12 protein-coding genes and 1 other RNA gene are annotated in these 22,163 nt (G+C 72.5%); 11 read left to right on the top strand and 2 right to left on the bottom strand.

The annotated features are described in order from the left end of the window. Window positions 1-104: 104 nt before the first annotated feature. On the top strand, window positions 105-5,051 hold the full coding sequence (locus tag ABD369_RS12255; protein WP_344636347.1) for an NAD-glutamate dehydrogenase: 4,947 nt from the start codon (window positions 105-107) through the stop codon (window positions 5,049-5,051). A 360-nt stretch (window positions 5,052-5,411) separates the two neighbouring features. On the opposite strand, the gene ABD369_RS12250 is transcribed toward ABD369_RS12255, so the two are convergent. Beyond that, window positions 5,412-8,264: an FtsK/SpoIIIE domain-containing protein gene (locus ABD369_RS12250; protein WP_425557597.1), complete on the bottom strand. Its 2,853-nt coding sequence runs from the start codon at window positions 8,262-8,264 to the stop codon at window positions 5,412-5,414. 399 nt (window positions 8,265-8,663) lie between these two features. Between ABD369_RS12250 and ABD369_RS12245 the strand changes: the two genes are divergently transcribed. The 3 genes from ABD369_RS12245 (at window position 8,664) to prfB (ending at window position 13,161) form a co-directional block, all read left to right on the top strand. Continuing rightward, window positions 8,664-10,556: a serine/threonine-protein kinase gene (locus ABD369_RS12245; protein ID WP_344636346.1), complete on the top strand. Its 1,893-nt coding sequence runs from the start codon at window positions 8,664-8,666 to the stop codon at window positions 10,554-10,556. A gap of 158 nt (window positions 10,557-10,714) precedes the next feature. Further along, the gene (locus ABD369_RS12240; protein WP_344636345.1) at window positions 10,715-12,013 is read left to right on the top strand and encodes a serine/threonine-protein kinase; all 1,299 of its coding nucleotides are present in this window, start codon (window positions 10,715-10,717) and stop codon (window positions 12,011-12,013) included. 35 nt (window positions 12,014-12,048) lie between these two features. Beyond that, complete coding sequence (prfB, locus tag ABD369_RS12235) at window positions 12,049-13,161, top strand: peptide chain release factor 2 (RefSeq protein WP_344636344.1); 1,113 nt, start codon at window positions 12,049-12,051, stop codon at window positions 13,159-13,161. A gap of 137 nt (window positions 13,162-13,298) precedes the next feature. On the opposite strand, the gene ABD369_RS12230 is transcribed toward prfB, so the two are convergent. Beyond that, window positions 13,299-13,496 (bottom strand): hypothetical protein, encoded by a 198-nt coding sequence (locus tag ABD369_RS12230; protein ID WP_344636343.1) that lies wholly within the window; start codon window positions 13,494-13,496, stop codon window positions 13,299-13,301. Between the two features lie 341 nt (window positions 13,497-13,837). On the opposite strand from ABD369_RS12230, the gene ftsE reads away from it, so the two are divergent. The 7 genes from ftsE (at window position 13,838) to ABD369_RS12195 (ending at window position 21,811) form a co-directional block, all read left to right on the top strand. Beyond that, window positions 13,838-14,527, top strand: coding sequence for a cell division ATP-binding protein FtsE (gene ftsE, locus ABD369_RS12225; protein WP_344636342.1), 690 nt, complete (start codon window positions 13,838-13,840; stop codon window positions 14,525-14,527). A 54-nt stretch (window positions 14,528-14,581) separates the two neighbouring features. Further along, on the top strand, window positions 14,582-15,490 hold the full coding sequence (ftsX, locus tag ABD369_RS12220; protein WP_344636341.1) for a permease-like cell division protein FtsX: 909 nt from the start codon (window positions 14,582-14,584) through the stop codon (window positions 15,488-15,490). Window positions 15,491-15,588: 98 nt separating this feature from the next. Continuing rightward, the gene (locus ABD369_RS12215; RefSeq protein WP_344636340.1) at window positions 15,589-16,695 is read left to right on the top strand and encodes a S41 family peptidase; all 1,107 of its coding nucleotides are present in this window, start codon (window positions 15,589-15,591) and stop codon (window positions 16,693-16,695) included. A 79-nt stretch (window positions 16,696-16,774) separates the two neighbouring features. Then, on the top strand, window positions 16,775-17,251 hold the full coding sequence (gene smpB, locus ABD369_RS12210) for an SsrA-binding protein SmpB (protein ID WP_344636339.1): 477 nt from the start codon (window positions 16,775-16,777) through the stop codon (window positions 17,249-17,251). Between the two features lie 80 nt (window positions 17,252-17,331). Next, window positions 17,332-18,642 carry an alpha/beta hydrolase gene (locus ABD369_RS12205; RefSeq protein WP_344636338.1) on the top strand — a complete coding sequence of 437 codons (1,311 nt, stop codon included), beginning with the start codon at window positions 17,332-17,334 and terminating at the stop codon, window positions 18,640-18,642. A gap of 91 nt (window positions 18,643-18,733) precedes the next feature. Beyond that, window positions 18,734-19,112, top strand: a transfer-messenger RNA (tmRNA) gene (ssrA, locus tag ABD369_RS12200). 377 nt (window positions 19,113-19,489) lie between these two features. Then, the gene (locus ABD369_RS12195; RefSeq protein WP_344636337.1) at window positions 19,490-21,811 is read left to right on the top strand and encodes a HelD family protein; all 2,322 of its coding nucleotides are present in this window, start codon (window positions 19,490-19,492) and stop codon (window positions 21,809-21,811) included. Window positions 21,812-22,163: the final 352 nt, after the last annotated feature.

The following is a 22,163-nucleotide window of genomic DNA, read 5'->3' as shown; positions in this document are numbered from 1 at the left end:
TTAGGGCGGAATCTGGATCATGAGGGAGGATTGCAGACAGACCCGGCGGTGCACACCCGACACCACCGAGTCACGCAACGGCGCGCGACAGGAGCCAGACAGCCATGCAGACCAAGCTGGACGCAGCCAAGGCCGAACTGCTGACCAAGGCAGCAGCAGCCGCTGAGAACAGCCAGGTGGGGGGAGCGGTACAGGGGGAGGGCCTGAGCAACGGTGCTCTGACCGCGTACCTGCACCACTACTACCTCCACACCGCGCCCGAGGACCTGATCGACCGGGACCCGGTCGACGTCTACGGCGCGGCCGCCTCCCACTACCGACTGGGGCTCAAGCGGCCCCAGGGGACCGCCGAGGTCCGGGTGTACACCCCGACCGTCGAAGAGAACGGCTGGTCCTGCGGCCACACCGTGGTCGAGGTGGTCACCGACGACATGCCCTTCCTGGTCGACTCGGTCACCAACGAGCTGACCCGCCAGGACCGCGGCATCCACGTGGTGGTCCACCCGCAGCTGGTGGTCCGGCGTGACATCACCGGCAAGCTGCTGGAGATCCTGGACATCGACGCCTGCGCCCGCAGCCAGGCCGCCGGTGCCGAGTGGCCGGCCGACGCCGTGGTCGAGTCCTGGATGCACATCGAGATCGACCGCGAGACGGACCGCGAGGACCTCCGCTCGATCGAGGCCAACCTGCGCCGCGTCCTGGGCGACGTCCGCGAGGTCGTCGAGGACTGGACCAAGATGCGCGACAGCGCGCTGCGTCTGGCCGACGAGCTCGCCGAGCAGCCCCCGGCCCACCTGGCCGAGCAGGAGGTCGGCGAGGCCTGGGAGCTGATGCGCTGGCTGGCCGACGACCACTTCACCTTCCTCGGCTACCGCGAGTACCTGCTGGCCGAGCACCAGGGCGAGGAGGTGCTGCGGGCGGTCCCCGGCACCGGCCTGGGCATCCTGCGCTCCGACCCGGTCAGCCACGACGCCGACCACCACCCGGTCAGCGAGGCGTTCGGCCGGCTGTCCGCCCCGGTCCGCGCCAAGGCGCACGAGAAGAAGCTGCTGGTGCTGACCAAGGCCAACAGCCGTGCGACCGTGCACCGCCCGGCCTACCTGGACTACGTCGGCGTCAAGAAGTTCGACGCCAACGGCGAGGTCATCGGCGAGCGCCGCTTCCTCGGCCTGTTCTCCTCGGCCGCCTACACCGAGTCGGTCACCCGGATCCCGGTGGTCCGCCGCAAGGTGCAGGAGGTGCTGGCCGACTCCGGCTTCAGCAACGAGAGCCACGACGGCCGCGACCTGCTGCAGATCCTGGAGACCTTCCCCCGGGACGAGATCTTCCAGACCCCGGCCGCGGGCCTGCTCTCCATCGCGTCCAGCGTGCTCTACCTGCAGGAGCGCCGCCGGCTGCGGCTGTTCCTGCGCCAGGACGAGTACGCCCGCTACTTCTCCGCGCTGATCTACCTGCCGCGCGACCGGTACAACACCCGGGTCCGCGAGCGGATCACGGCGATCCTCAAGGACGAGCTCAACGGCGACACGATCGACTACACGATCTACTCGACCGAGTCCGTGCTCACCCGCCTCCACCTGGTGGTCCGGGTCGCCAAGGGCAGCGAGCTGCCCCAGCTCTCCGACACCGACATCGAGCGGATCGAGGCCAAGCTGGTCGAGGCCGCCCGGTTCTGGATGGACGGCCTCCACGACCAGCTGCACCTGGAGCTTGGCGAGGAGAAGGCCGCCGAGCTGGGCCGCAAGTACGCCAACGCCTTCCCCGACGGCTACCGCGCCGACTTCACCGCGCGCACCGCGGTCGCCGACCTCAAGCACATCGAGTCGCTGAGCGGCGAGGGCGACTTCCGGCTCAACCTGTACCAGCCGGTCGGCGCCGGCGACGACGAGCGCCGCTTCAAGATCTACCGGGTCGGCGGCCCGATCTCGCTCACCGAGGTCCTGCCGGTGCTGCAGCACCTGGGCGTCGAGGTGCTGGACGAGCACCCGTACGCGCTCACCCGCGCCGACGGCACCACCGCCTGGGTGGTCGACTTCGGCCTGCGGCTGCGCGAGGTGACCGGCCTCACCGAGGAGGCCCGCGAGCGCTTCCAGGAGACCTTCGCGGCCACCTGGACCGGCCAGGCCGAGAACGACCGCTTCAACGAGCTGGTCATGACCGCCGGGCTGAACTGGCGGCAGGCCATGGTGCTGCGCGCCTACGCCAAGTACCTCCGCCAGGCCGGGAGCACCTTCTCCCAGGACTACATGGAGGACGCGCTCCGCAACAACACCCACACCACCCGGCTGCTGGTCAACCTCTTCGAGGCCCGCCTGAGCCCCGGCCACCAGTCGGGCGCCCGGGAGCTGACCGAGGGCATCCTGGAGGAGCTGGACGGCGCCCTGGACGAGGTCGTCTCGCTGGACGAGGACCGCATCCTGCGCTCCTTCCTCCACCTGATCAAGGCCACCCTGCGGACCAACTTCTTCCAGCACGACGCCGAGGGCAACTGGCACTCGTACGTCTCGATGAAGCTCGACCCCAAGGCCATCCCCGACCTGCCGGCCCCGCGCCCGGCCTTCGAGATCTGGGTCTACTCGCCCCGGGTCGAGGGTGTGCACCTGCGCTTCGGCAAGGTCGCCCGCGGTGGTCTGCGCTGGTCCGACCGGCGCGAGGACTTCCGTACCGAGATCCTCGGCCTGGTCAAGGCCCAGATGGTCAAGAACACCGTGATCGTCCCGGTGGGCGCCAAGGGCGGCTTCGTCGCCAAGCAGCTGCCGGACCCGTCGGTGGACCGCGACGCCTGGCTGGCCGAGGGCATCGCCTCGTACAAGACCTTCATCTCGGCGCTGCTGGACATCACCGACAACCTGAAGGCCGGCAAGGTCGTCCACCCCGCCGACGTGGTCCGCCACGACGAGGACGACACCTACCTGGTCGTCGCCGCCGACAAGGGCACCGCGACCTTCTCCGACATCGCCAACGGTGTCGCCGAGTCGTACGGCTTCTGGCTGGGCGACGCCTTCGCCTCCGGCGGCTCGGCCGGCTACGACCACAAGGGCATGGGCATCACCGCCCGGGGCGCCTGGGAGTCCGTCAAGCGCAACTTCCGCGAGCTGGGCGTGGACACCCAGGCGCAGGACTTCACCGTGGTCGGCATCGGCGACATGTCCGGTGACGTCTTCGGCAACGGCATGCTGCTCAGCGAGCACATCCGCCTGGTCGCCGCCTTCGACCACCGGCACATCTTCCTCGACCCGAACCCGGACGCCGCGACCTCGTACGCCGAGCGCCGCCGGCTGTTCGAGCTGCCGCGCAGCTCCTGGGACGACTACGACAAGTCGCTGATCTCGGCGGGCGGCGGGGTCTTCCCGCGCAGCGCCAAGGCGATCCAGCTGAGCCCGCAGGTGCGCGCGGCACTGGGTGTCGAGGCGGCCAAGCTCACCCCGGCCGACCTGATGAAGGCCATCCTGCAGGCGCCCGTCGACCTGTTCTGGAACGGCGGCATCGGCACCTACGTCAAGGCGGCCGCGGAGAGCAACGCCGAGGTCGGCGACAAGGCCAACGACGCCATCCGGGTCAACGGCTCCCAGGTCCGCGCCCGGGTGATCGGCGAGGGCGGCAACCTCGGCTGCACCCAGCTCGGCCGGGTCGAGTACGCCGCGTCGGGCGGCCCTGAGGGCACCGGTGGCTGGATCAACACCGACGCCATCGACAACTCGGCCGGTGTGGACACCTCGGACCACGAGGTGAACATCAAGATCCTGCTCAACCAGCTGGTGGCCGACGGCGACATGACCGTCAAGCAGCGCAACGCCCTGCTCGCCGAGATGACCGACGAGGTCGGCCACCTGGTCCTGCGCAACAACTACGCGCAGAACGTGGTGCTGGCCAACGCCGTCAAGCAGGCGCACAGCCTGGTCAACGTGCACTCGCGCATGATCAACCGCCTGGAGGCGGACGGCCAGCTCGACCGCGCGCTGGAGTTCCTGCCGACCGAGCGCCAGATCCGTGAGCGCCAGGCGTCCAGCCGCGGGCTCTCCCAGCCCGAGCTGTCCGTACTGCTCGCGTACACCAAGATCGTGCTGGCCGAGGAACTGCTCGCCACCGACCTGCCGGACGACCCGTACTTCCGCACCCTGCTGCAGGAGTACTTCCCGACCGCGCTGCGCACCCGCTTCCCCGAGGCGATCGACAAGCACCCGCTGCGCCGGGAGATCATCACCACGCTGATCGTCAACGACACGATCAACCGCGGTGGCTGCACCTTCGCCTTCCGCCTCCGCGAGGAGACCGGGGCGACCATGGCCGAGATCGTCCGCTCGCACACCGCGGCGCGCGCCGTCTTCGGTCTGGAGACCATCTGGGACGAGGTCGAGGGCCTGGACAACCAGGTGTCGGCCCGGATCCAGACCAAGATGCGGCTGCACTCCCGCCGGCTGGTCGAGCGGGCCACCCGCTGGATGCTCAACAACCGGCGCCAGCCGCTGGACATCGCCGTCACCATCGAGTTCTTCCGCGACGGTGTCGAGCAGGTCTGGAGCAGCCTGCCCAAGCCGCTCCGCGGCGAGGACCTGACCTGGTTCGACTCGGTCTACCAGGAGCTGGCCGAGGCCGGCGTCCCGGAGGGCCTGGCCACCCGGATCGCGGGCCTGTCCTCGGCCTTCCCGACCCTGGACATGGTCGGGGTCGCGGACAGCGCGGGCGCCGAGGTCGCCGAGGTCGCCGAGCTCTACTACGACCTCGCCGACCGCCTGCAGATCAGCCACCTGCTGGACCGGATCATCGACCTGCCGCGTACCGACCGCTGGTCCTCGATGGCCCGCGCGGCCATCCGCGAGGACCTCTTCGCGGCCCACTCCGCGCTGACCGCCGACATCCTGGCGTGCGGCCCCGAGGGCGCCACCCCCGAGCAGCGCTACGAGGCATGGGCCGAGGAGAACGGCACCCTGCTGAGCCGGGCACGCACCACGCTCGACGACATAAGGGGTTCGGACAACTACGAGCTGTCCAGCCTCTCGGTCGCGATGCGGGTGATCCGCACGCTGCTGCGCACGGGCTCGATGCGCTGAGTCTGCCGACGGCCTCACGAGGGCGGTACCGGGTTCTTCCCGGTGCCGCCCTCGCGGGTTTCCGGGGCGGGGCGGATGAGCTGTCAGGGGCGCGGGGAGCGGCGCGGGGCGGAAGGCGGTTGTGCCGCGCTGAACCCGGGTGCGGGAGTTGCAGCCACTCGGGGGCGCGGGGAACGGCGTGACCGGTCCGGTAAAGGAGCTGCAGGGCCTCTCGCGCAGTCCCCCGCGCCCCTGAGGGCTCACGCTCACCCGAGCCTGAGGGCTCACGCTCACCCGAGCCTGAGGGCTCACCCGCGCTTGAGGGCTCACCCGCGCTTGAGGGCTCGCCCGCCCCCCCCCGAGGGGGCGCTGCGCGCCCCGTCAGGGGGCGGCGGCGCGCTGGAGGGCGCTGGCGAGGAGGGCGAGGTCGGTCGGGCCGTTGCCCAGCTCGCGGACCGGTCGGCGGGTCGGCGGAGCGCCGAGCTGTGCCGGGTCGACGGCCACGACGGTCGGCCGGAGGGTCGCGGTGCGCGGGATGCGCCCGCTCACCCTGGCGGCCTGGAAGGCCGCCACCCCGCCGTCGGGCCGCCGCAGGTAGCCCCGGCCGGGGGTGCCTTCGGGGAGGGCGGCGGCATCGCCGAGGTGGATCAGCAGGTCGGAGTCGGCCGGGTCGGCCGTCCGCAGGGCGATCCGCAGCTGGGCCGCCTCGTCGACCTCCGTACCGGCGGTCTCCTCGGGGGAGCCGGTGCTGACCGCCAGGTGCACCCCGAGTCGCCCGCCGCGCCGGGCGACGGCCGCCAGGGCGCGGGCCAGTGGCCGTCCGGCGGGGGAGGTGGGGGCGAGCAGCGCGTCGTAGTCGTCGACCACCACGACCAGCCGGGCGGGTGCCGGCGGCCGGACGTCCGCCCCGGTGAGCGGCCCGGACGCCCGGGAGGTGGCACCGGCGCCCGCCAGGGCGGCCGGACTGACGCCGCCCGCGATGACCAGGGCCGCGCCGGGCGTACCGCCGAGGACGCGGGTGGTGTGCCAGGAGGTGAAGTCGAGGTCGCCGAGGACGGCCTCGCGCCGGTCCAGCTCGTCCAGCAGCCACTCGGCGGTGAGCAGGGCCTGCCGGGGCTCGGCGGCGGCGTCCAGGTGCTCGGTCACATGCGGCAGGTCGGTGCAGCTGCGCAAGCCGGACGGGTCGTCCGGGCCGGTCGAACCGCGTCCCTCGACGACCATGATCCGCAGTCGCTCCGGCCGCTCCGAGACGGCGAGCGAGGCGACCAGCGTGCGCAGTAGCTCGGTCTTGCCGGAGCCCTTGGCCCCGCCGACGATCAGGTGCGGCCCGGTCGTCTCGCCGCCGGTGAAGGACGGCGGACCGGCCAGGTCGGGGTCGGCGAGGTCGATGGTGCAGTGGTCGTCGCGGGTGGTGCCGAGCAGTGCGGTGGCGGTGCCCGGGCTGGCGGGCAGGGCGTCCCAGCGGGCGGAGAGCTTGGCGGGTGTGACGGTGTCCAGCCGCAGCAGGTCGAGCAGGCGCAGCGCGTCCGGCAGCGGGCCGCGGCTGGTCGGGGAGGTCTCGGTGAGCGGGGCGAGGACCCGGGCGAGCCGCTCGGCCCAGGCGGCGGAGACGGCGTCCAGCGAGACGTCCTCGATCACCTCGCGGCCCCCGGCGGCCGGGCGGTGGACGGTGAGCTGGGTGGCGACCTCACCGGTGATGCGTGCGGTGGCGCCGAGGCCCGGCGGCAGCTCGTCGGGGTGCTCGGCCAGGAAGAGCGGGTGGACCGCTCGGCGTCGGGCGAGCAGCAGCTCCAGGGCGCGGCGGGCGGCCGGGCTGCCCGGGTCGCCGTCCACCAGCAGGACGGTGGCGGGCGCCGCGGCGGTGGTGTCCTGGCCGGTGCGGGCGGTGAGTTCGGTGAGACGGGCCTCGGCCTGCTCGGGGCCGAAGCCGACCAGCAGCCGGCAGTCCTGCCCGTGGGCGGGCCGCAGGTGGGGCAGCCACAGGGCCCAGGACCAGTCGGCCGCGGTCTCCTCGGTGCTGAGCAGGACCAGGCTCAGGGCACTCGGCGGGTGCAGGGCGGCGAGCTGGGCGACGGCCGCGCGGGCCAGCCCGAGCAGCCGGGCGCGCGGTCCCGTCAGGCCCAGGCTGCCGGCACCGCGCAGGTCCACCGTGACCGGGACGGAGGGCAGCACGGTGCCCGGGGCCGTACCGGGACCGCCGGGCCGGTCGGCGGTGCCGAGCCGGAGGACGAGCGCGTCGGGGTGGGCCGGGGCGCGCTCCCAGAGCCGCGGGCCGGTGCCGAGCGCGGTGAGCAGTAGCTGGGCCGGGTCGGGCCAGCGCTCGCGCTGGGCGGCGGTCTGCCGCAGCCGGGCGGCGGCGTGCTGCCGGGCGGCGCTGGGCTGCGGATCGGGCGCGGCGGAGCGGCCGAGCGTACGGGAGAGCAGGGCCCGGGCGCGCCCGCCGGGGGAGGGCGGTTCGGGGGCCGGGGGCGCTGCCGGCTCGGCGGGCAGCGGCCTGGTGGGCGGTGCGGGGGCGATCTCGAGGCGGCCCTGCCCGTCCGGTACGGGCTGCCGGGCGGACCCTGACATCTCCCCTAGAGCGGGGTGGGCGGCGGCGCCGGGCCGGGCGACCTGCAGGGTGGACTCGCCGAGCCGGACGAGCCCGTCCTCGGGCAGGTCGGCGGCGGCGCCGCGGAGGAAGTGGCCGTCCACCGTGGTGCCGTTGGTGGAGCCCAGGTCACGGACCGTCACCCGGCCGTCGGGGGCCAGGTGCAGGGCCAGGTGCAGCCGGGAGACGTCGGGGTCGTCCAGTGGTACGTCGGCCTGGCTGGAGCGGCCGACCTGGATCTCCTCGCCGTGCAGCCGGTGCACGCCGCCGGCGTCCGGGCCGCCGACGATCCGCAGCTCGGGCAGGGCCTCGTCGACGGGCTCGTCGGCGTCGGGGTCGGGCTCGTTCAGGGAGAGGACGGTGCCGTCCAGCAGCGGGGGGTGGCCGAGCAGTACCTGGTCGTCGAGGCGCTGGGTGCCCGCGTAGAGGTGCACGTGAGTGGCGGAGCGCGGGCCGCGTACGCCGACCGCGCCCGCGAGGGCGCCCGCGACGGAGCCGAGCGCGGTGCCCGCGGGGGCGGTGACCAGGACGTCGGTGGTGGATCCGGCGGCGGCCGAGCCGCTGCGGGGTCGGAGGACGGTCAGCCGGATCTGCATCTCGCCCGGTCCCTTCTGCTCGTCTAGGCCCTGCCGGTCGACCTCGGGCACGTGATCAGCCGGGCACTGCCCGGAGCCCCGCACCCCGGGTGGTGCCGTCAGTGGAAGATCGACCGGCCGGGGGCTGACCGGGGCCGTACCCTTGCCTGCCGTCACACGTGTGGCGCATGCCATCCTGCCACCAGGGAGGGACAGCGCGCGCCCGGTACCGGATTTGACGATCTTGCGATGATCGCCATGGTGGAGCCGACGGGCAGTCAGGTCAACCTGCCCCCTGTCCCACCCCTAGGGGAGACCCCTGAGCCGTGCCCGGCCCGGTCCGCGGCGCGGTCCGGCGGCTGCCTCGGAAAGCCGAGCGGACGCGGTTAGAGTTTCCGGGAACACGGGCCCGCAGCCCGTCGCGAACGGGCCCCTCCTCGGCCGATGGAGGGCGCGGAGGGAGAGTCACAGGTGCGGCCAGTCGGCAGCAAGTATCTGCTTGAGGAGACCCTCGGGCGCGGGGCCACCGGCACCGTGTGGCGCGCCCAGGTGCGGGAGGACGCCGCGGTACCCGGGATCGAGCCCGGGCGGCCGGTCGCGATCAAGATACTTCGCGAGGAGCTGGCGGCCGACCCGGACGTGGTGATGCGCTTCCTGCGCGAGCGCTCGGTGCTGCTGCGGCTCACCCACCCGAACATCGTCCGGGTGCGCGACCTGGTGGTCGAGGGCGAGCTGCTGGCACTGGTGATGGACCTGGTCGAGGGGCCGGACCTGTTCCGCTACCTGCGGGCCAACGGGCCGTTCAGCCCGGTCGCGGGCGCGCTGCTGATGGCCCAGATCGCCGACGCGCTGGCCGCCAGCCACGCCGACGGCATCGTCCACCGGGACCTCAAGCCGGCCAACGTGCTGCTCGCCACCGTCACCGTGGACGGTGCCGAGCGGATGCACCCGATGCTCACCGACTTCGGCATCGCCCGGCTCGCCGACTCCCCGGGCATCACCCGCAGCCACGAGTTCGTCGGCACCCCCGCGTACGTCGCCCCGGAGTCCGCCGAGGGCCGCCCGCAGACCGCCGCGGTGGACGTCTACGGCGCCGGGATCATGCTGTACGAGCTGGTCACCGGCCGCCCGCCGTTCGAGGGCGACAGTCCGGTGGCGATCCTGGCCGCGCACATGCGCGAGGAGCCGCAGCGCCCGCGCACCATGCCCGAGCCGCTGTGGACGGTGATCGAGCGCTGCCTGCGCAAGAACCCGGCCGAGCGTCCCAGCGCGGTCTCGCTGGCCAACGCCCTTCGGGTGGTCGCCGCCGGGATCGGGGTGCACTCCTCGCCGGCGGCCGTGGACGCTGCGATCGAGGTCGGCGCGCTGCTGCTGCCCGACGCGGCGCTGGCCGCCTCCTTCGCCGCTCCCGACGCTGCCGCCGTCGCCGGGCCCGGCCTCGGTGACGCCGCCCCGACCCAGGTGCTGCCCACCGGCGCGGGCGGCTACGACCCGGCGGCCGCCACCCAGGTCTTCGGCGGGGCGCCCCAGCAGTTCGGGGCGCAGGACCGCACTCAGGTGATGGGCACCCAGCCGGGCGCCGAGGACCGGACCCAGCTGATGGGCACCCAGCCCGGCGGGCCCGCGGACCGGACCGCGGTGATGCCGCCGGTGCCTGGGGCCGGGCCCGCCGCCCCGCCGCAGGCCGAGACGCCGCACCCGTGGCAGACCCAGCTGCGGGCTGCCAGGGACCGCAACCAGCAGACGGAGATCGGCTACTTCGACCCCGAGGAGCTGGCCGCCCCGCAGGTGGCCCCGCCCCCGTACCAGGCACCCCGCCCGGGGCAGCCGCCGTACGGCCCGCCGCAGGGGCGGCAGCGCCCCGGCTACGCCGAGCGGCCGCCCGTCGCCCCGCCGCCGTACCGGGCGAGCCAGGGCGGCCCGGGCGGGCCGCCCTACGGCGGCCCGCAGCCGTACCCGCAGGGCTACCAGCAGCCGAGGCCCCCGCAGGGCTACCAGCAGCCGTACCCGGCGCCCGCGCCCCAGCCCGCGCCTGCCCCCGCGCCCAGCCCGGCCCGGCGTGCCGAGCCCGCGCCGCCGCGCCGGGCCGAGCCGCCGGCTCCCCGGCCGCGCGATCCCCGGCCGCGCGAGCCGCGCGACCCCGAGCCCCGGCGTGAGCCTCCGGCACGCGAGCCGCGCCGCCGCAGCCCGAACAGGATGTACATTCCGGGCCTGGGGTGCCTCAAGGGCTGCCTGATGGTGCTGCTGATCCTCGCCGTGGCGGGGGTGGCGCTGTGGAACTTCACACCGCTCCCGCACTACTGGGACACCGTGCACGGCTGGTACACCAGCGTGAGCGACTGGATCGGCAAGTACACGAAGTAGCTGACGGCCCGGCAGTTCGTGACTCTGTCACTATGTCGACAATTCACGATATTTGTCGTCAACCGGCCTCCCCCGGAGCCCTCCCGGCGTCTCCCGGAGGGCTCCGAGGCGCGTAGGTTGGTCGCTGAGCACCGACCTACCGAGCCCACGGAGCAGCATTGGCACGCAAGATCGGCAGCCGGTACACCGTCCACCAGGTGATCGGCCGGGGTTCCGCGGGGACCGTCTGGCTCGGCGAGGGGCCGGACGGGCCGGTCGCAGTCAAGCTGCTGCGTGAGGACCTGGCGTCCGATCAGGTCCTCGTCGGCCGCTTCGTCCAGGAGCGGGCCGCCCTCACCGGCCTGGACCACCCCCGGGTGGTCGGCGTGCACGACATGGTGGTCGACGGCAGCGACCTGGCCCTGGTGATGGAGCTGGTGCAGGGCACCGACCTGCGCACCCGGCTGGAGCGCGACGGCGTCCTCAGCCCGGAGCGCGCCGTCTCGGTGATCGCCGACGTCGCGGACGGCCTGGCCGCCGCGCACGCGGCCGGGATCGTGCACCGCGACGTCAAGCCGGAGAACGTCCTGCTGGACCTCGCCGCCCCGCCCGCGGCCGGCGGCGCCCCGCGCGCCAAGCTCACCGACTTCGGTATCGCCCGCCTGGTCGACGCCCCGCGCCGCACCCGCGCCACCCGGATCATCGGCACCCCCGACTACCTCGCCCCCGAGATCATCGAGGGCCTGGAACCCCGGGCCGCCGTCGACATCTACGCCCTGGCCACCGTGCTCTACGAGGTCCTGGCGGGCTTCACCCCGTTCGGCGGCGGGCACACCGGGGCGGTGCTGCGCCGGCACGTCACCGAGTCCGTGCCGCCCGTCCCGGGGCTGCCGGACGGCCTCTGGCGGATCATCGCCGAGTGCCTGGCCAAGGCCCCGGCCTCCCGGCTGCGCGCCGCCGAGCTGGCCGAGCGGCTGCGCGAGCAGCTGCCCGCGCTGAGCGGGCTTCCGCCGCTGGCCGTCCCGGCACAGGGCAAGCCGCCCGTCGAGGAGGCGATCACCCTGGGCGAGGCGGTCTACGCCGAGACCGACGCGGGTCCCGGCACCCACCGCCGCCGCCGCGGTCCCGCCGTACCGCTGGTCCCGGGCCCGTCCCCGGACTCCACCCGGGACACCCACACCAGCCTGCGCCGCCCCTCCCCGAACGAGCTGGCCTCGTACGCGGCCGAGTCGGACGCCCAGCGCAGTGCCGCCCCGAGCGCCCCCCGAAAGGGCCGCCGGGCCCTGGTCCGGCGCCGCCGGACGATCGCGGTGCTGATCGCGGTGGTGCTGCTGGTGGCGGGAGCGGCGGCCGCGTTCGCCGCCTTCGCCGGAGGCGGTGGGGGTCGCGGCGGCGGCCGGGCGGGCATGGTGAGCCCGGTGAGGAGCGTTCCGGTGGCCCCGAGCCCCTTGGATGCGCCCTTGATCCCCCGGTTGTAGCCGAGCTTGCCCGCGGAGCCATTAGTCTTGGTTACGTGGCAGCCGTCGATCCTTCCGAAGAGCTCAAGAACCTCGAGTCGACCATGGGGTCGATCGAGGCCGTCCTCGACCTGGACAAGATCCGGGCCGACATCGCACGCCTGGAGGAGGAGGCAGCCGCCCCCGACCTGTGGGACGACGTCGCGAACGCGCAGAAGGTCACCAGCCGGCTCTCCTTCCTGCAGGGAGAGCTGCGCAAGGTGCAGACCCTGCGCGGCCGCGTCGACGACCTGGCCGTGCTGTTCGAGCTGGCCGAGTCCGAGGACGACGCGGACACCCGCGCCGAGGCCGAGGGCGAGCTGGTGGCCGTCAAGAAGGCGGTCGAGGAGCTCGAGGTCCGCACCCTCCTCTCCGGCGAGTACGACGCCCGTGAGGCCCTGGTCAACATCCGCGCCGAGGCCGGTGGCGTGGACGCCGCCGACTTCGCCGAGCAGCTGATGCGCATGTACCTGCGCTGGGCCGAGCGGCACGGCTACTCGACCGAGGTCTACGACACCTCCTACGCGGAGGAGGCCGGCATCAAGTCCGCGACCTTCACCGTGAAGTCCCCGTACGCCTACGGCACCCTCTCGGTCGAGCAGGGCACCCACCGCCTGGTGCGCATCTCGCCGTTCGACAACCAGGGCCGCCGCCAGACCTCCTTCGCCGGTGTCGAGGTCCTGCCGGTCGTGGAGCAGAGCGACCACGTCGACATCGACGAGGGCGATCTGCGGGTGGACGTGTACCGCGCCTCCGGCCCCGGCGGCCAGGGCGTCAACACCACCGACTCGGCGGTCCGGATCACCCACCTGCCGACCGGCATCGTGGTCTCCTGCCAGAACGAGCGCTCGCAGATCCAGAACAAGGCCTCCGCGATGAACGTGCTCCAGGCCAAGCTGCTGGAGCGGCGCCGCCAGGAGGAGAAGGCCGCGATGGACGCGCTCAAGGACGGCGGCAGCTCCTGGGGCAACCAGATGCGCTCGTACGTCCTGCACCCGTACCAGATGGTCAAGGACCTGCGCACCGAGTTCGAGGTCGGCAACCCGCAGGCCGTGCTGGACGGCGACATCGACGGCTTCATCGAGGCCGGTATCCGCTGGCGCAAGCAGCGGGAGACCGCCGCCTCCTGATCGGGAGGACATCGACCCCGACGGACGACCGGCACGGCGTCGGGGCCTGTGGTGTGTGCGGCGCCAGGGTGCCGCAGGTCGAAGCCGTAACGTGACGGGCCCCCGGGTGACCGGGGGCCCTTTCGGCGTCCTGGGGTCTACTGGGCCAGCGCCTGCCTGGCCAGCAGGGCCACCGCGAGCAGCCCGAACAGCAGGGCGATCAGGGTGGCGGGCGTCAGCGCGGCCAGGGGGCCCTGCTCCTGTCGGAGCCGGGCGCGGTTGGCGCGGCACACCGGGCAGCGGCCCTCGCTCACGCGGCCGTTGCAGTTGGCGCATACCAGATGGTCGCAGGTCATGCGATCTCCTCCTTGCTGCTAAGCCAACGCACCGGACGCGGCTTCGGTTCCGCTTCTCTCCACTGTGCCAGGTTCTGGACAGTACGGCCCGTGTGCTGTGAAATCGCTCGCAATTTTTGGGGCAAAACCGGACATTCACCTCAGGCTTCCGGGTGGGGCCTGCGAGTCCTCACGCGGGTCGCGTATGGTCCCAGGCTGAAGGAGGGGCAGACGGCCGCTCCTGCCGACCGAGGAAAGGCGCCACGGGTCGCGCCCTCCGGTCCCTGAGTCTAACGATCGGGTCACGGAGGTTTGACCGGGCCGGACGCCATTCCACCTAGGATGGCCACCGTGATGCAGCCGTGATCAGATTCGACAACGTCTCCAAGACCTATCCGAAGCAGAACCGTCCCGCCCTGTCGGACGTCTCGCTAGAGATCGAGAAGGGCGAGTTCGTCTTCCTGGTCGGCTCCTCGGGGTCGGGCAAGTCCACCTTCCTGCGACTGTGCCTGCGCGAAGAGCGTCCGAGCACCGGCGCGGTGCACGTGATGGGCAAGGACCTCGGCAAGCTGTCCAACTGGAAGGTGCCGCACATGCGGCGCCAACTGGGCACGATCTTCCAGGACTTCCGCCTGCTGCCGAACAAGACCGTCGCGGAGAACGTCGGCTTCGCCCTCGAGGTGATCGGCAAGCCGCGCAGCGCCATCAACAAGGTGGTGCCCGAGGTCCTCGACCTGGTCGGCCTCGGCGGCAAGGAGGACCGGATGCCCGGTGAGCTCTCCGGTGGTGAGCAGCAGCGCGTGGCGATCGCCCGGGCCTTCGTCAACCGTCCGATGCTGCTGATCGCGGACGAGCCCACCGGTAACCTCGACCCGCAGAACTCGGTCGGCATCATGAAGCTGCTGGACCGCATCAACCGCACCGGAACGACCGTCCTGATGGCCACTCACGACCAGGCCATCGTCGACCAGATGCGCAAGCGGGTGATCGAGCTCGACAAGGGGCTGCTGGTCCGCGACCAGGCCCGCGGCGTCTACGGCTACCAGCACTGAGACGCCCCGCCCGCCACGTCGCCCCACCCGCATTGACCCTGGAGTGAGAAAAGCATGCGCGCCCAGTTCGTCCTGTCGGAGATCGGTGTCGGTCTCCGCCGCAACCTGACGATGACCATCGCGGTCGTCGTCAGCGTCGCGCTCTCGCTCGCCCTCGCCGGTGCCAGCCTCCTGGTCAGGGACCAGGTCAACTCGATGAAGGGTTACTGGTACGACAAGGTCGAGGTGAGCATCTACTTCTGTACCAAGTCCGACGCCAAGACCTCCGCCCAGTGCTCGGCCGGTGCCGCCACCGACCAGCAGGTCAAGGACGTCAAGACGCAGCTGGACAAGATGCCGCTGGTGCAGTCGTCCACCTACGAGAGCTCGGCGGAGGCGTACAAGCGCTGGAAGGACACCAACCCGGACAACCCGCTGCTCGCCGCGGTCGGCGCGGACGCGATGCCGCAGTCCTGGCGGGTGAAGCTGAACGACCCGGAGAAGTACGACGTCGTGCAGAGCGCCTTCGCGGGCAAGCCGGGCGTCAAGTCGGTCGAGGACCAGCGCAAGATCCTGGAGAACCTGTTCGGCCTGCTGAACGGCCTTCAGACCGCGGCCTTCGTGATCATGGTGCTGATGCTCTTCGTGGCGCTGCTGCTGATCGTCAACACGGTCCGGGTGTCCGCCTTCAGCCGGCGCCGTGAGACCGGCATCATGCGCCTGGTCGGTGCGTCGAACTTCTACGTCCAGATGCCGTTCATCGCAGAGGCCGCGTTCGCCGCGCTGCTCGGCGCCGTCATGGCGTCCGGGCTGCTGCTGGCCGGGCACTTCTTCGTGCAGAACTTCCTGGCCCAGCGGGTGCAGTTCATCCACTTCATCGGGCTCTCCTCGGTGCTGACGGTGATCCCGCTGCTGGTCGTGGTGGGCATGGGCATGGCCGGCATCGCCGCCTTCATCACCCTGCGGAAGTACCTGAAGGTCTGACCGGGCGTCGACCACGGCCCCGGAACGGCAGCGTGCCGTTCCGGGGCCGTTCCGCGTTCGGCCGCCGCGGCGGGCCGGTGCGCCTAGACTCCGGTGCCATGGCACGAACACCGAGCGGGGTACGGCAAGGCGCCACACTCACCCTGGTGTTCGGCGCCGTGCTACTGGCGGGCGCGGCCACCGGCGCGTGGGGCGAACCGCCCGGGCCGCCCCGGCCGGCCTCGATGGACACCGCGCGCCGGGCCGTCGACCTGACCCCGCAGCAGGCCGAGCAGTTCGCCGCCACCGGGGGCGACCCGTGGGCCGCGTACTACAGCCCGGAGGCGTACCGGGACTTCGTCCAGGGCCGGTACCCGGGGGTGGGCCTGACGGTCGGGCGGCTGCCGGACGGCGGCACCGCCGTCTCCCAGGTGCAGCCCTCCGGTCCGGCCGAGCGGGCCGGGATCGCGGCTGGCGACCGGCTGCTGTCCGTGGACGGCGTGCCGACCGACCGGCTGCCGGTCACCGAGGTGGTGGCCCGGCTGCGCGGCCGGGGCCGCGGCGGCCGTGGGGCGGGCTCCGCCGTCGCGCTCGGTGTACAGCGTCCGGGCGGCCCGGTGCGGCAGCTGGCGCTCCGGCGGCAGTTGCTGGCGGCGCAGGAGGTGGCGGTGGAGCGCCCGCGCCCCGGGGTGGTCAGGGTCGCCGTCCGGGGCTTCACCGACGGCGTGGCCGAGCAGGTGCGGGCGGCCGTCCAAGGCGCCCGCGGCGTGGTGCTGGACCTGCGCGGCAACTCCGGCGGCCTGGTCGAGGAGGCCGCCCGGACCGCCTCGGTCTTCCTGGACGGCGGCCAGGTGGGCTGGTACGAGTCGCGGGGCGAACGGCACGAGCTGACGGCGGCCAGGGGCGGTGACACCGCCACCCCGCTGGTGGTCCTGGTCGACGGCGGCACCATGAGTGCGGCCGAACTGCTCGCGGGCGCCCTGCAGGACCGCTGCCGCGCAGTGCTGGTCGGCTTCCGCACCTTCGGCAAGGGAACGGTCCAGCAGCCCAGCCGGCTCGCCGACGGCTCGGTCCTGGAGCTCACTGTCGGCCGCTACCACACCCCCGCCGGCCGCACCCCGGACGGCACCGGCCTGACTCCCGACGTCCCGCTCCCGGCCGGCGGCACCCCGCAGGACGCGCTGGCGCTGGCCGACACGGTGCTCTCCGGACTGGGCCGGGGTTGAGGGCCTGTCCGGCGGACGTCCCGACCGGGGGCAAAAGGGGCTGCCGAGCGGTCTCGCGAAGTGCGAGAATGTCCGCGCTATGGCAAAGGAAAAGGGACAGAAGCTGATCGCCCAGAACAAGCGGGCGAGGCACGAGTACATGATCCTCGACACCTACGAGTGCGGCCTGGTGCTCACCGGTACCGAGGTGAAGTCGCTGCGCGAGGGTCGTGCCAATCTTGTGGACGGCTACGCGTACATCCAGGGGCACGAGGCATGGATCGACAACGTCTTCATCCCTGAGTACACCCAGGGTACGTGGACGAACCATGCCGCCCGCCGCAAGCGCAAGCTGCTGCTGCACAAGATCGAGATCCGGAAGATCGAGTCCAAGGTGCGGGAGACCGGCCACACCCTGGTGCCGCTCTCCCTCTACTTCAAGGACGGCCGGGTCAAGCTCGAGCTGGCGCTGGCCGTGGGTAAGAAGCTGTACGACAAGCGGCAGACGCTGCGCGAGAAGCAGGACCGCCGAGAGGCCGACCGCGCGGTCGCCGCGGCCCGCCGCCGTCAACGCTGACACGTCCCGGGACTGTCGCAGTTTCGTCCCAAGGGCACCTGCCGGACGGACCCGCGGCGGATCGTAAGTACGATCGCCCGGTGAATGTCTCCCTGCTTCAAGGCTGGCTCCCGGTCACGATGAAGGTCGTGGCCGTGCTGGCGCTGCTGGCGGCGGTCGGCTGGCGCGACTCCCGGTGGCGGCTCCGCCGACTGCCGGTGGCGCTCGGCGTGACCGTGCTGCTCACGGTGCTGGTCGCCCTCGGTGTGCTCTACCTGTCCGGGATCACCGATCCGCTGCCGTTCAGCCTGTGGGTCTGGGCGGGTGTCGCGATCATGGCGCTGACCGTCCTGGTGGTCGGCTGGCGCGGCGGACGCTGGTGGCAGCGCGCCGCGGTGCCGGTGGCCGTCCTGGTCGCGGTCGCCACCGGCGCGAACGTGATCAACCAGGAGACCGGCTACTACCCGACCGTGGGCGATGCCATCGGGGAGCTGACCGACCAGCCGCTGCCGAGCCAGATCACCGTGGACCAGGCGAAGAGCATCACCGGCAAGACCAGCACCGGCCGGATCGTCACGGTGGACATCCCGACCACGGCAAGCAACTTCAACCACCGCCAGGAGCTGGTCTACCTGCCGCCGGCCTGGTTCCGCAGCGCGAGCAGGCCCAAGCTGCCGGTGATCGAGATGATCGGCGGCGAGTTCTCCGCCCCCGACAACTGGATCCGGATCGGCAACGCGGCGCAGACCGCCGACGCGTACGCCAAGAAGCACAAGGGCTTCGCGCCGGTCATGGTCTTCGTGGATCCCAGCGGCGGTTTCAAGGTGGACACCGAGTGCGCCAACGGCCCGGCCGGGAAGGCCCAGGACCACCTGATAAAGGACGTGCCGCCGTACGTCGAGAGCACCTTCGGCACCGCCACCGACCCGCGCAAGTGGGGCGTGGCCGGCTGGTCCATGGGCGGCACCTGCGCCCTCACCATGGCGGTGACCCACCCGGGGGTCTTCGGGCACTTCCTCGACATCTCCGGCGACCTCGGGCCGAACACCGGCAACAAGGAGCAGACCATCGCCAAGCTGTACGGCGGTGACGCCGCGGCCTGGGCCGCCAACGACCCGATGACGGTGCTCGCCCACCACCCGAAGTTCCCGAAGGGTGTCACCGCGGTGCTGATGGCCGGCGACCAGGAGGCCCGGCAGACGACCCAGATGAAGCAGCAGCTGGAACCCGCGCTGCACAAGGCCGGCTATTCGGTCCACCTGACCGTGCTGCCCGGCAAGCACGTCTGGCAGTTCGCCGCCGGCGCCTTCGCGCACGACTTCGCGGTGCTCGCCCAGCAGGTCGGCACCCCCGGCTCCCGGCCGACGGCCGCCACCGCCAACAAGCCGGAGCCGGCGCCGAGCCTGCCGTAATGAGCTGGACCCCTGCCGGTTGCTGCGCGTACCATGGCCCAAGCAACACCGCAGGGGTCCGCTCCTGCGGAGCTGTTTCTCAACAAAACATGGGGATGATCGGTTTCGACAGGGGAAGTCGAAACAGGGGAAGCGAGCCGAGGAACGCGGCAATGATCTCGTTAACCATCTGTCGCAAAAAAATAATCGCCAACTCTAAGCGCGATTCCCAGCAGTTCGCTCTCGCTGCCTGATCAGCGAGTGTGAATGGGTGTCAGCCCGGGGCGTTCCCGACCCGGATCCTGGCATAATCTAGGGAACTCAACCCTCCTCCCGGGCTGCGGGGGAGGCGGGGAAATCAAACAGCAGCTGGGCCTGTTGGCGGCTTGTCCGCGTGACCGCCAGGGCCGAGAAAAGCACAGCGGACTGCGCTCGGAGAAGCCCTGAATCCACTCCACTGGACCCGGGTTCGATTCCCGGCATCTCCACCATCCCATGTGCACATGAGCCGTCCTCCGTTCCGGAGGGCGGCTCTCGTGTTTTCGTTCTCCGTGAGCAGTCGGTCCGACCGGGCCTCCTCGGCGAGCGGCCGGGCGCGACACGGCGGAGCCGGCGGGCGGCCCCGCTCCGGGCGCTCGCGCGGTGTCCCCCGCTCGTACGCCCGACGGCGTCCGAGGGACGTGATCTACTGCGCCTCTGCCGCATATCCCGTTGTGAGGTGGCCTGGCGTAGGATCATCCGTCCGCCTTCTCTCCCGCAGAGCGGCGATCCATCACCCGCAGGACGCACCTCAGGGGGCTCTTTGGGCGCGCACGGCTCAGCCCAGCAGTTCACCGCCGCAACCACCGAGGCCATGCACAGCACCGCCATGCACAGCACCAGCACCGCCGAATCCACTGCCGCCGGCGTCATCGACAACGAGGGCGACACCGTCCGCGACCGTGAGATCGCCGAGGAGCAGCGTCACCTCGACACCGTCTACCACCGTCTCGAGGAGAAGCTGGCCGAGGCCGAGTACATCCTGGAGGACGCCGCGAAGCGGGTCCAGGTCGGCACGCCCGGCGCGCTCGCCGAGCGCGACGCCCAGGTCTACCGCGCCGGAGCCCACCTGCACCGCCTCAACAGCGAGTTCGAGGACTTCCTGTTCGGCCGGGTCGACCTCCAGCAGGCCGACGCGCCCGAGGAGCACGGCATCCCGTCGCAGACCCCGCTGGACCCGGCCGACCCGGCCGTCGCGGAGACCCTGCACATCGGCCGCCTCGGTGTGCTGGATGCCGAGTACGGCCCCTTGGTGATCGACTGGCGGGCCCCCGCCGCCGCGCCGTTCTACCGCGCCACCCCGGTCGAGCCGGGCCGGGTGATCCGCCGCCGGGTGATCCGCTCCAAGGGCCGCAGGGTGATCGGCGTCGAGGACGACCTGCTGCGCCCCGACCTCACCCCCACCCTGGCCGGCCGCGAGCTGGCCGTGGTCGGCGACGGCGCGCTGATGGCCTCGCTCGGCCGGGCCCGCAGCCACTCGATGCGCGACATCGTCTCCTCCATCCAGAAGGAGCAGGACGAGGTCATCCGCGCCGCCGCGGCCGGGGCCACCCTGGTCACCGGCGGCCCGGGCACCGGCAAGACCGCGGTCGCCCTGCACCGCGCCGCCTTCCTGCTCTACCAGGACCGCCGCCGCTACGCCGGGGGCATCCTGGTGGTCAGCCCGACCCCGCTGCTGGTCTCCTACACCGAGGGCGTGCTGCCCGCGCTGGGCGAGGAGGGCCAGGTGGCCATCCGCGCGGTCGGCAGCCTGGTGGACGGCATCGAGGCGGAGCGGTACGACACCCCCGAGGCCGCCCACGTCAAGGGCTCGGCCCGGATGGTGCAACTGCTGCGGCGGGCGGCCCGCGCCGCGCTGGAGCTGGACGCGCCGACCGAGCTGAAGGTCTTCGCCCGGGGCGAGGCGCTGCGGCTGGACGCCGGCCGCCTCAAGGCGGTGCGCGGCAACGTGGTCGGCAGCGGCGGCACCCCGCTCAACCTGCTGCGCCCGCGCGCCCGCCGCCTGCTGCTGGACGCGCTCTGGCAGCAGGCGACCAGGCACCTGCCCAAGCCCGTCAGCCACTTCGAGCGGGAGCAGCGCCAGGAGGAGCGGGAGGCCTTCGACGAGTACGTCTCGGACGAGGCGTCCTTCCTGGACTTCCTGGACGCCTGGTGGCCCGCGCTGACCCCGCGCCGGGTGCTGGCCACGCTCAAGCACAGCCGGCACACCAACCGGATCGCCCGCCGCGCCGTCACCCCGGACGAGGCCAGGCTGCTCGCCGCCTCCTGGCGCCACCTGACCGACCGCGGCGACGGCGCGCTCTCCACCCACGACGCGGCGCTGATCGACGAGCTGCAGCTGCTGCTCGGCGAGCCGGCCCGTCCGAAGGCGCGCGAGGTGGACGCGGTCGACCTGCTGACCGGTCTGGAGGAGGTCACCACCTTCGCCGACCGCACCGGCCGCCAGCGGGATCGGGCGCCGGTCGAGCGCCGCGAGTACGCCCACGTGATCGTGGACGAGGCGCAGGACCTCACCCCGATGCAGTGGCGCATGATCGGCCGTCGCTCCCGGATGGCGACCTGGACGATCGTGGGCGACCCGGCGCAGTCGTCCTGGCCCTACCCCCAGGAGGCGCAGGCCGCGCTGGACGAGGTGCTCGCCGGCAAGCCGCGCCGCCGCCACACCCTGACGGTCAACTACCGCAACCCCGCCGAGATCGCCGAGGTCGCGGCCAAGGTGCTGGCGTTGGCCGCACCGGGGACTCCCTCGCCGAGCGCGGTCCGCTCGACCGGGATCGCGCCGCGGTTCGCCGCCGTGCACGACCCGGCACCGGAGGCGTTCGCCGAGGCCGCCCGGGCCGAGCTGGCCCGGCTGCTGGCCGAGGTGGACGGCACGGTCGCGGTGGTCGTCCCGATGGACCGCCGGGCCGAGGCGGCCCGGTGGGCCGAGGGACTGGGGGACCGGGTGGTGGCGCTGGGCAGCCTGGAGGCCAAGGGCCTGGAGTACGACGCCACGGTGGTGGCCGATCCCACCGGGATCGCCGGCGAGTCGGAGGCCGGTCTGCGGGTGCTGTACGTCGCCCTGACCCGGGCCACCCAGCGCCTCACCGTCCTCTCCGGCCCGGACGACCTCCCGGACTCGGACGGCGTGCCGGCCCTGCTGCACGGTTAGCGGCCCCGGGGCGCGGCTCCCGCGCCCCGGCCCGTCCCCTCTCGGCCGGCCCGCCCGTCCGCGCGGAGTTGACGGCCCGCCAACGACGAAGGCCCCCACCAGTGGTGGGGGCCTTCGCATCACGTAGGTGACACCGACCCGCCATGCTCGCCTCGCGGCAAGTGGTCGCTCGAAGCGACGAAGGTTGGGCCCGGGGGCTTGGATCGAGCCGGTGTCTCGTCCAATGTAACGCATCGCCGGACGAAGGCCAGCCGTCCGCGGCGGTTTTTCCGCGTCCGGGCCCGATGACCGGATAGTCCGTTGTGGGGCCCGTGCAATTAATGACCAATATTTCTGACTACCCACTGGTAGG

Origin of the sequence: Kitasatospora cystarginea (genome assembly GCF_039533515.1) — a bacterium.
Classification (GTDB): domain Bacteria; phylum Actinomycetota; class Actinomycetes; order Streptomycetales; family Streptomycetaceae; genus Kitasatospora; species Kitasatospora cystarginea.
The sequence above is the reverse complement of the archived record's forward strand: the minus strand, read 5'-3'. Positions and strand labels throughout refer to the sequence as shown.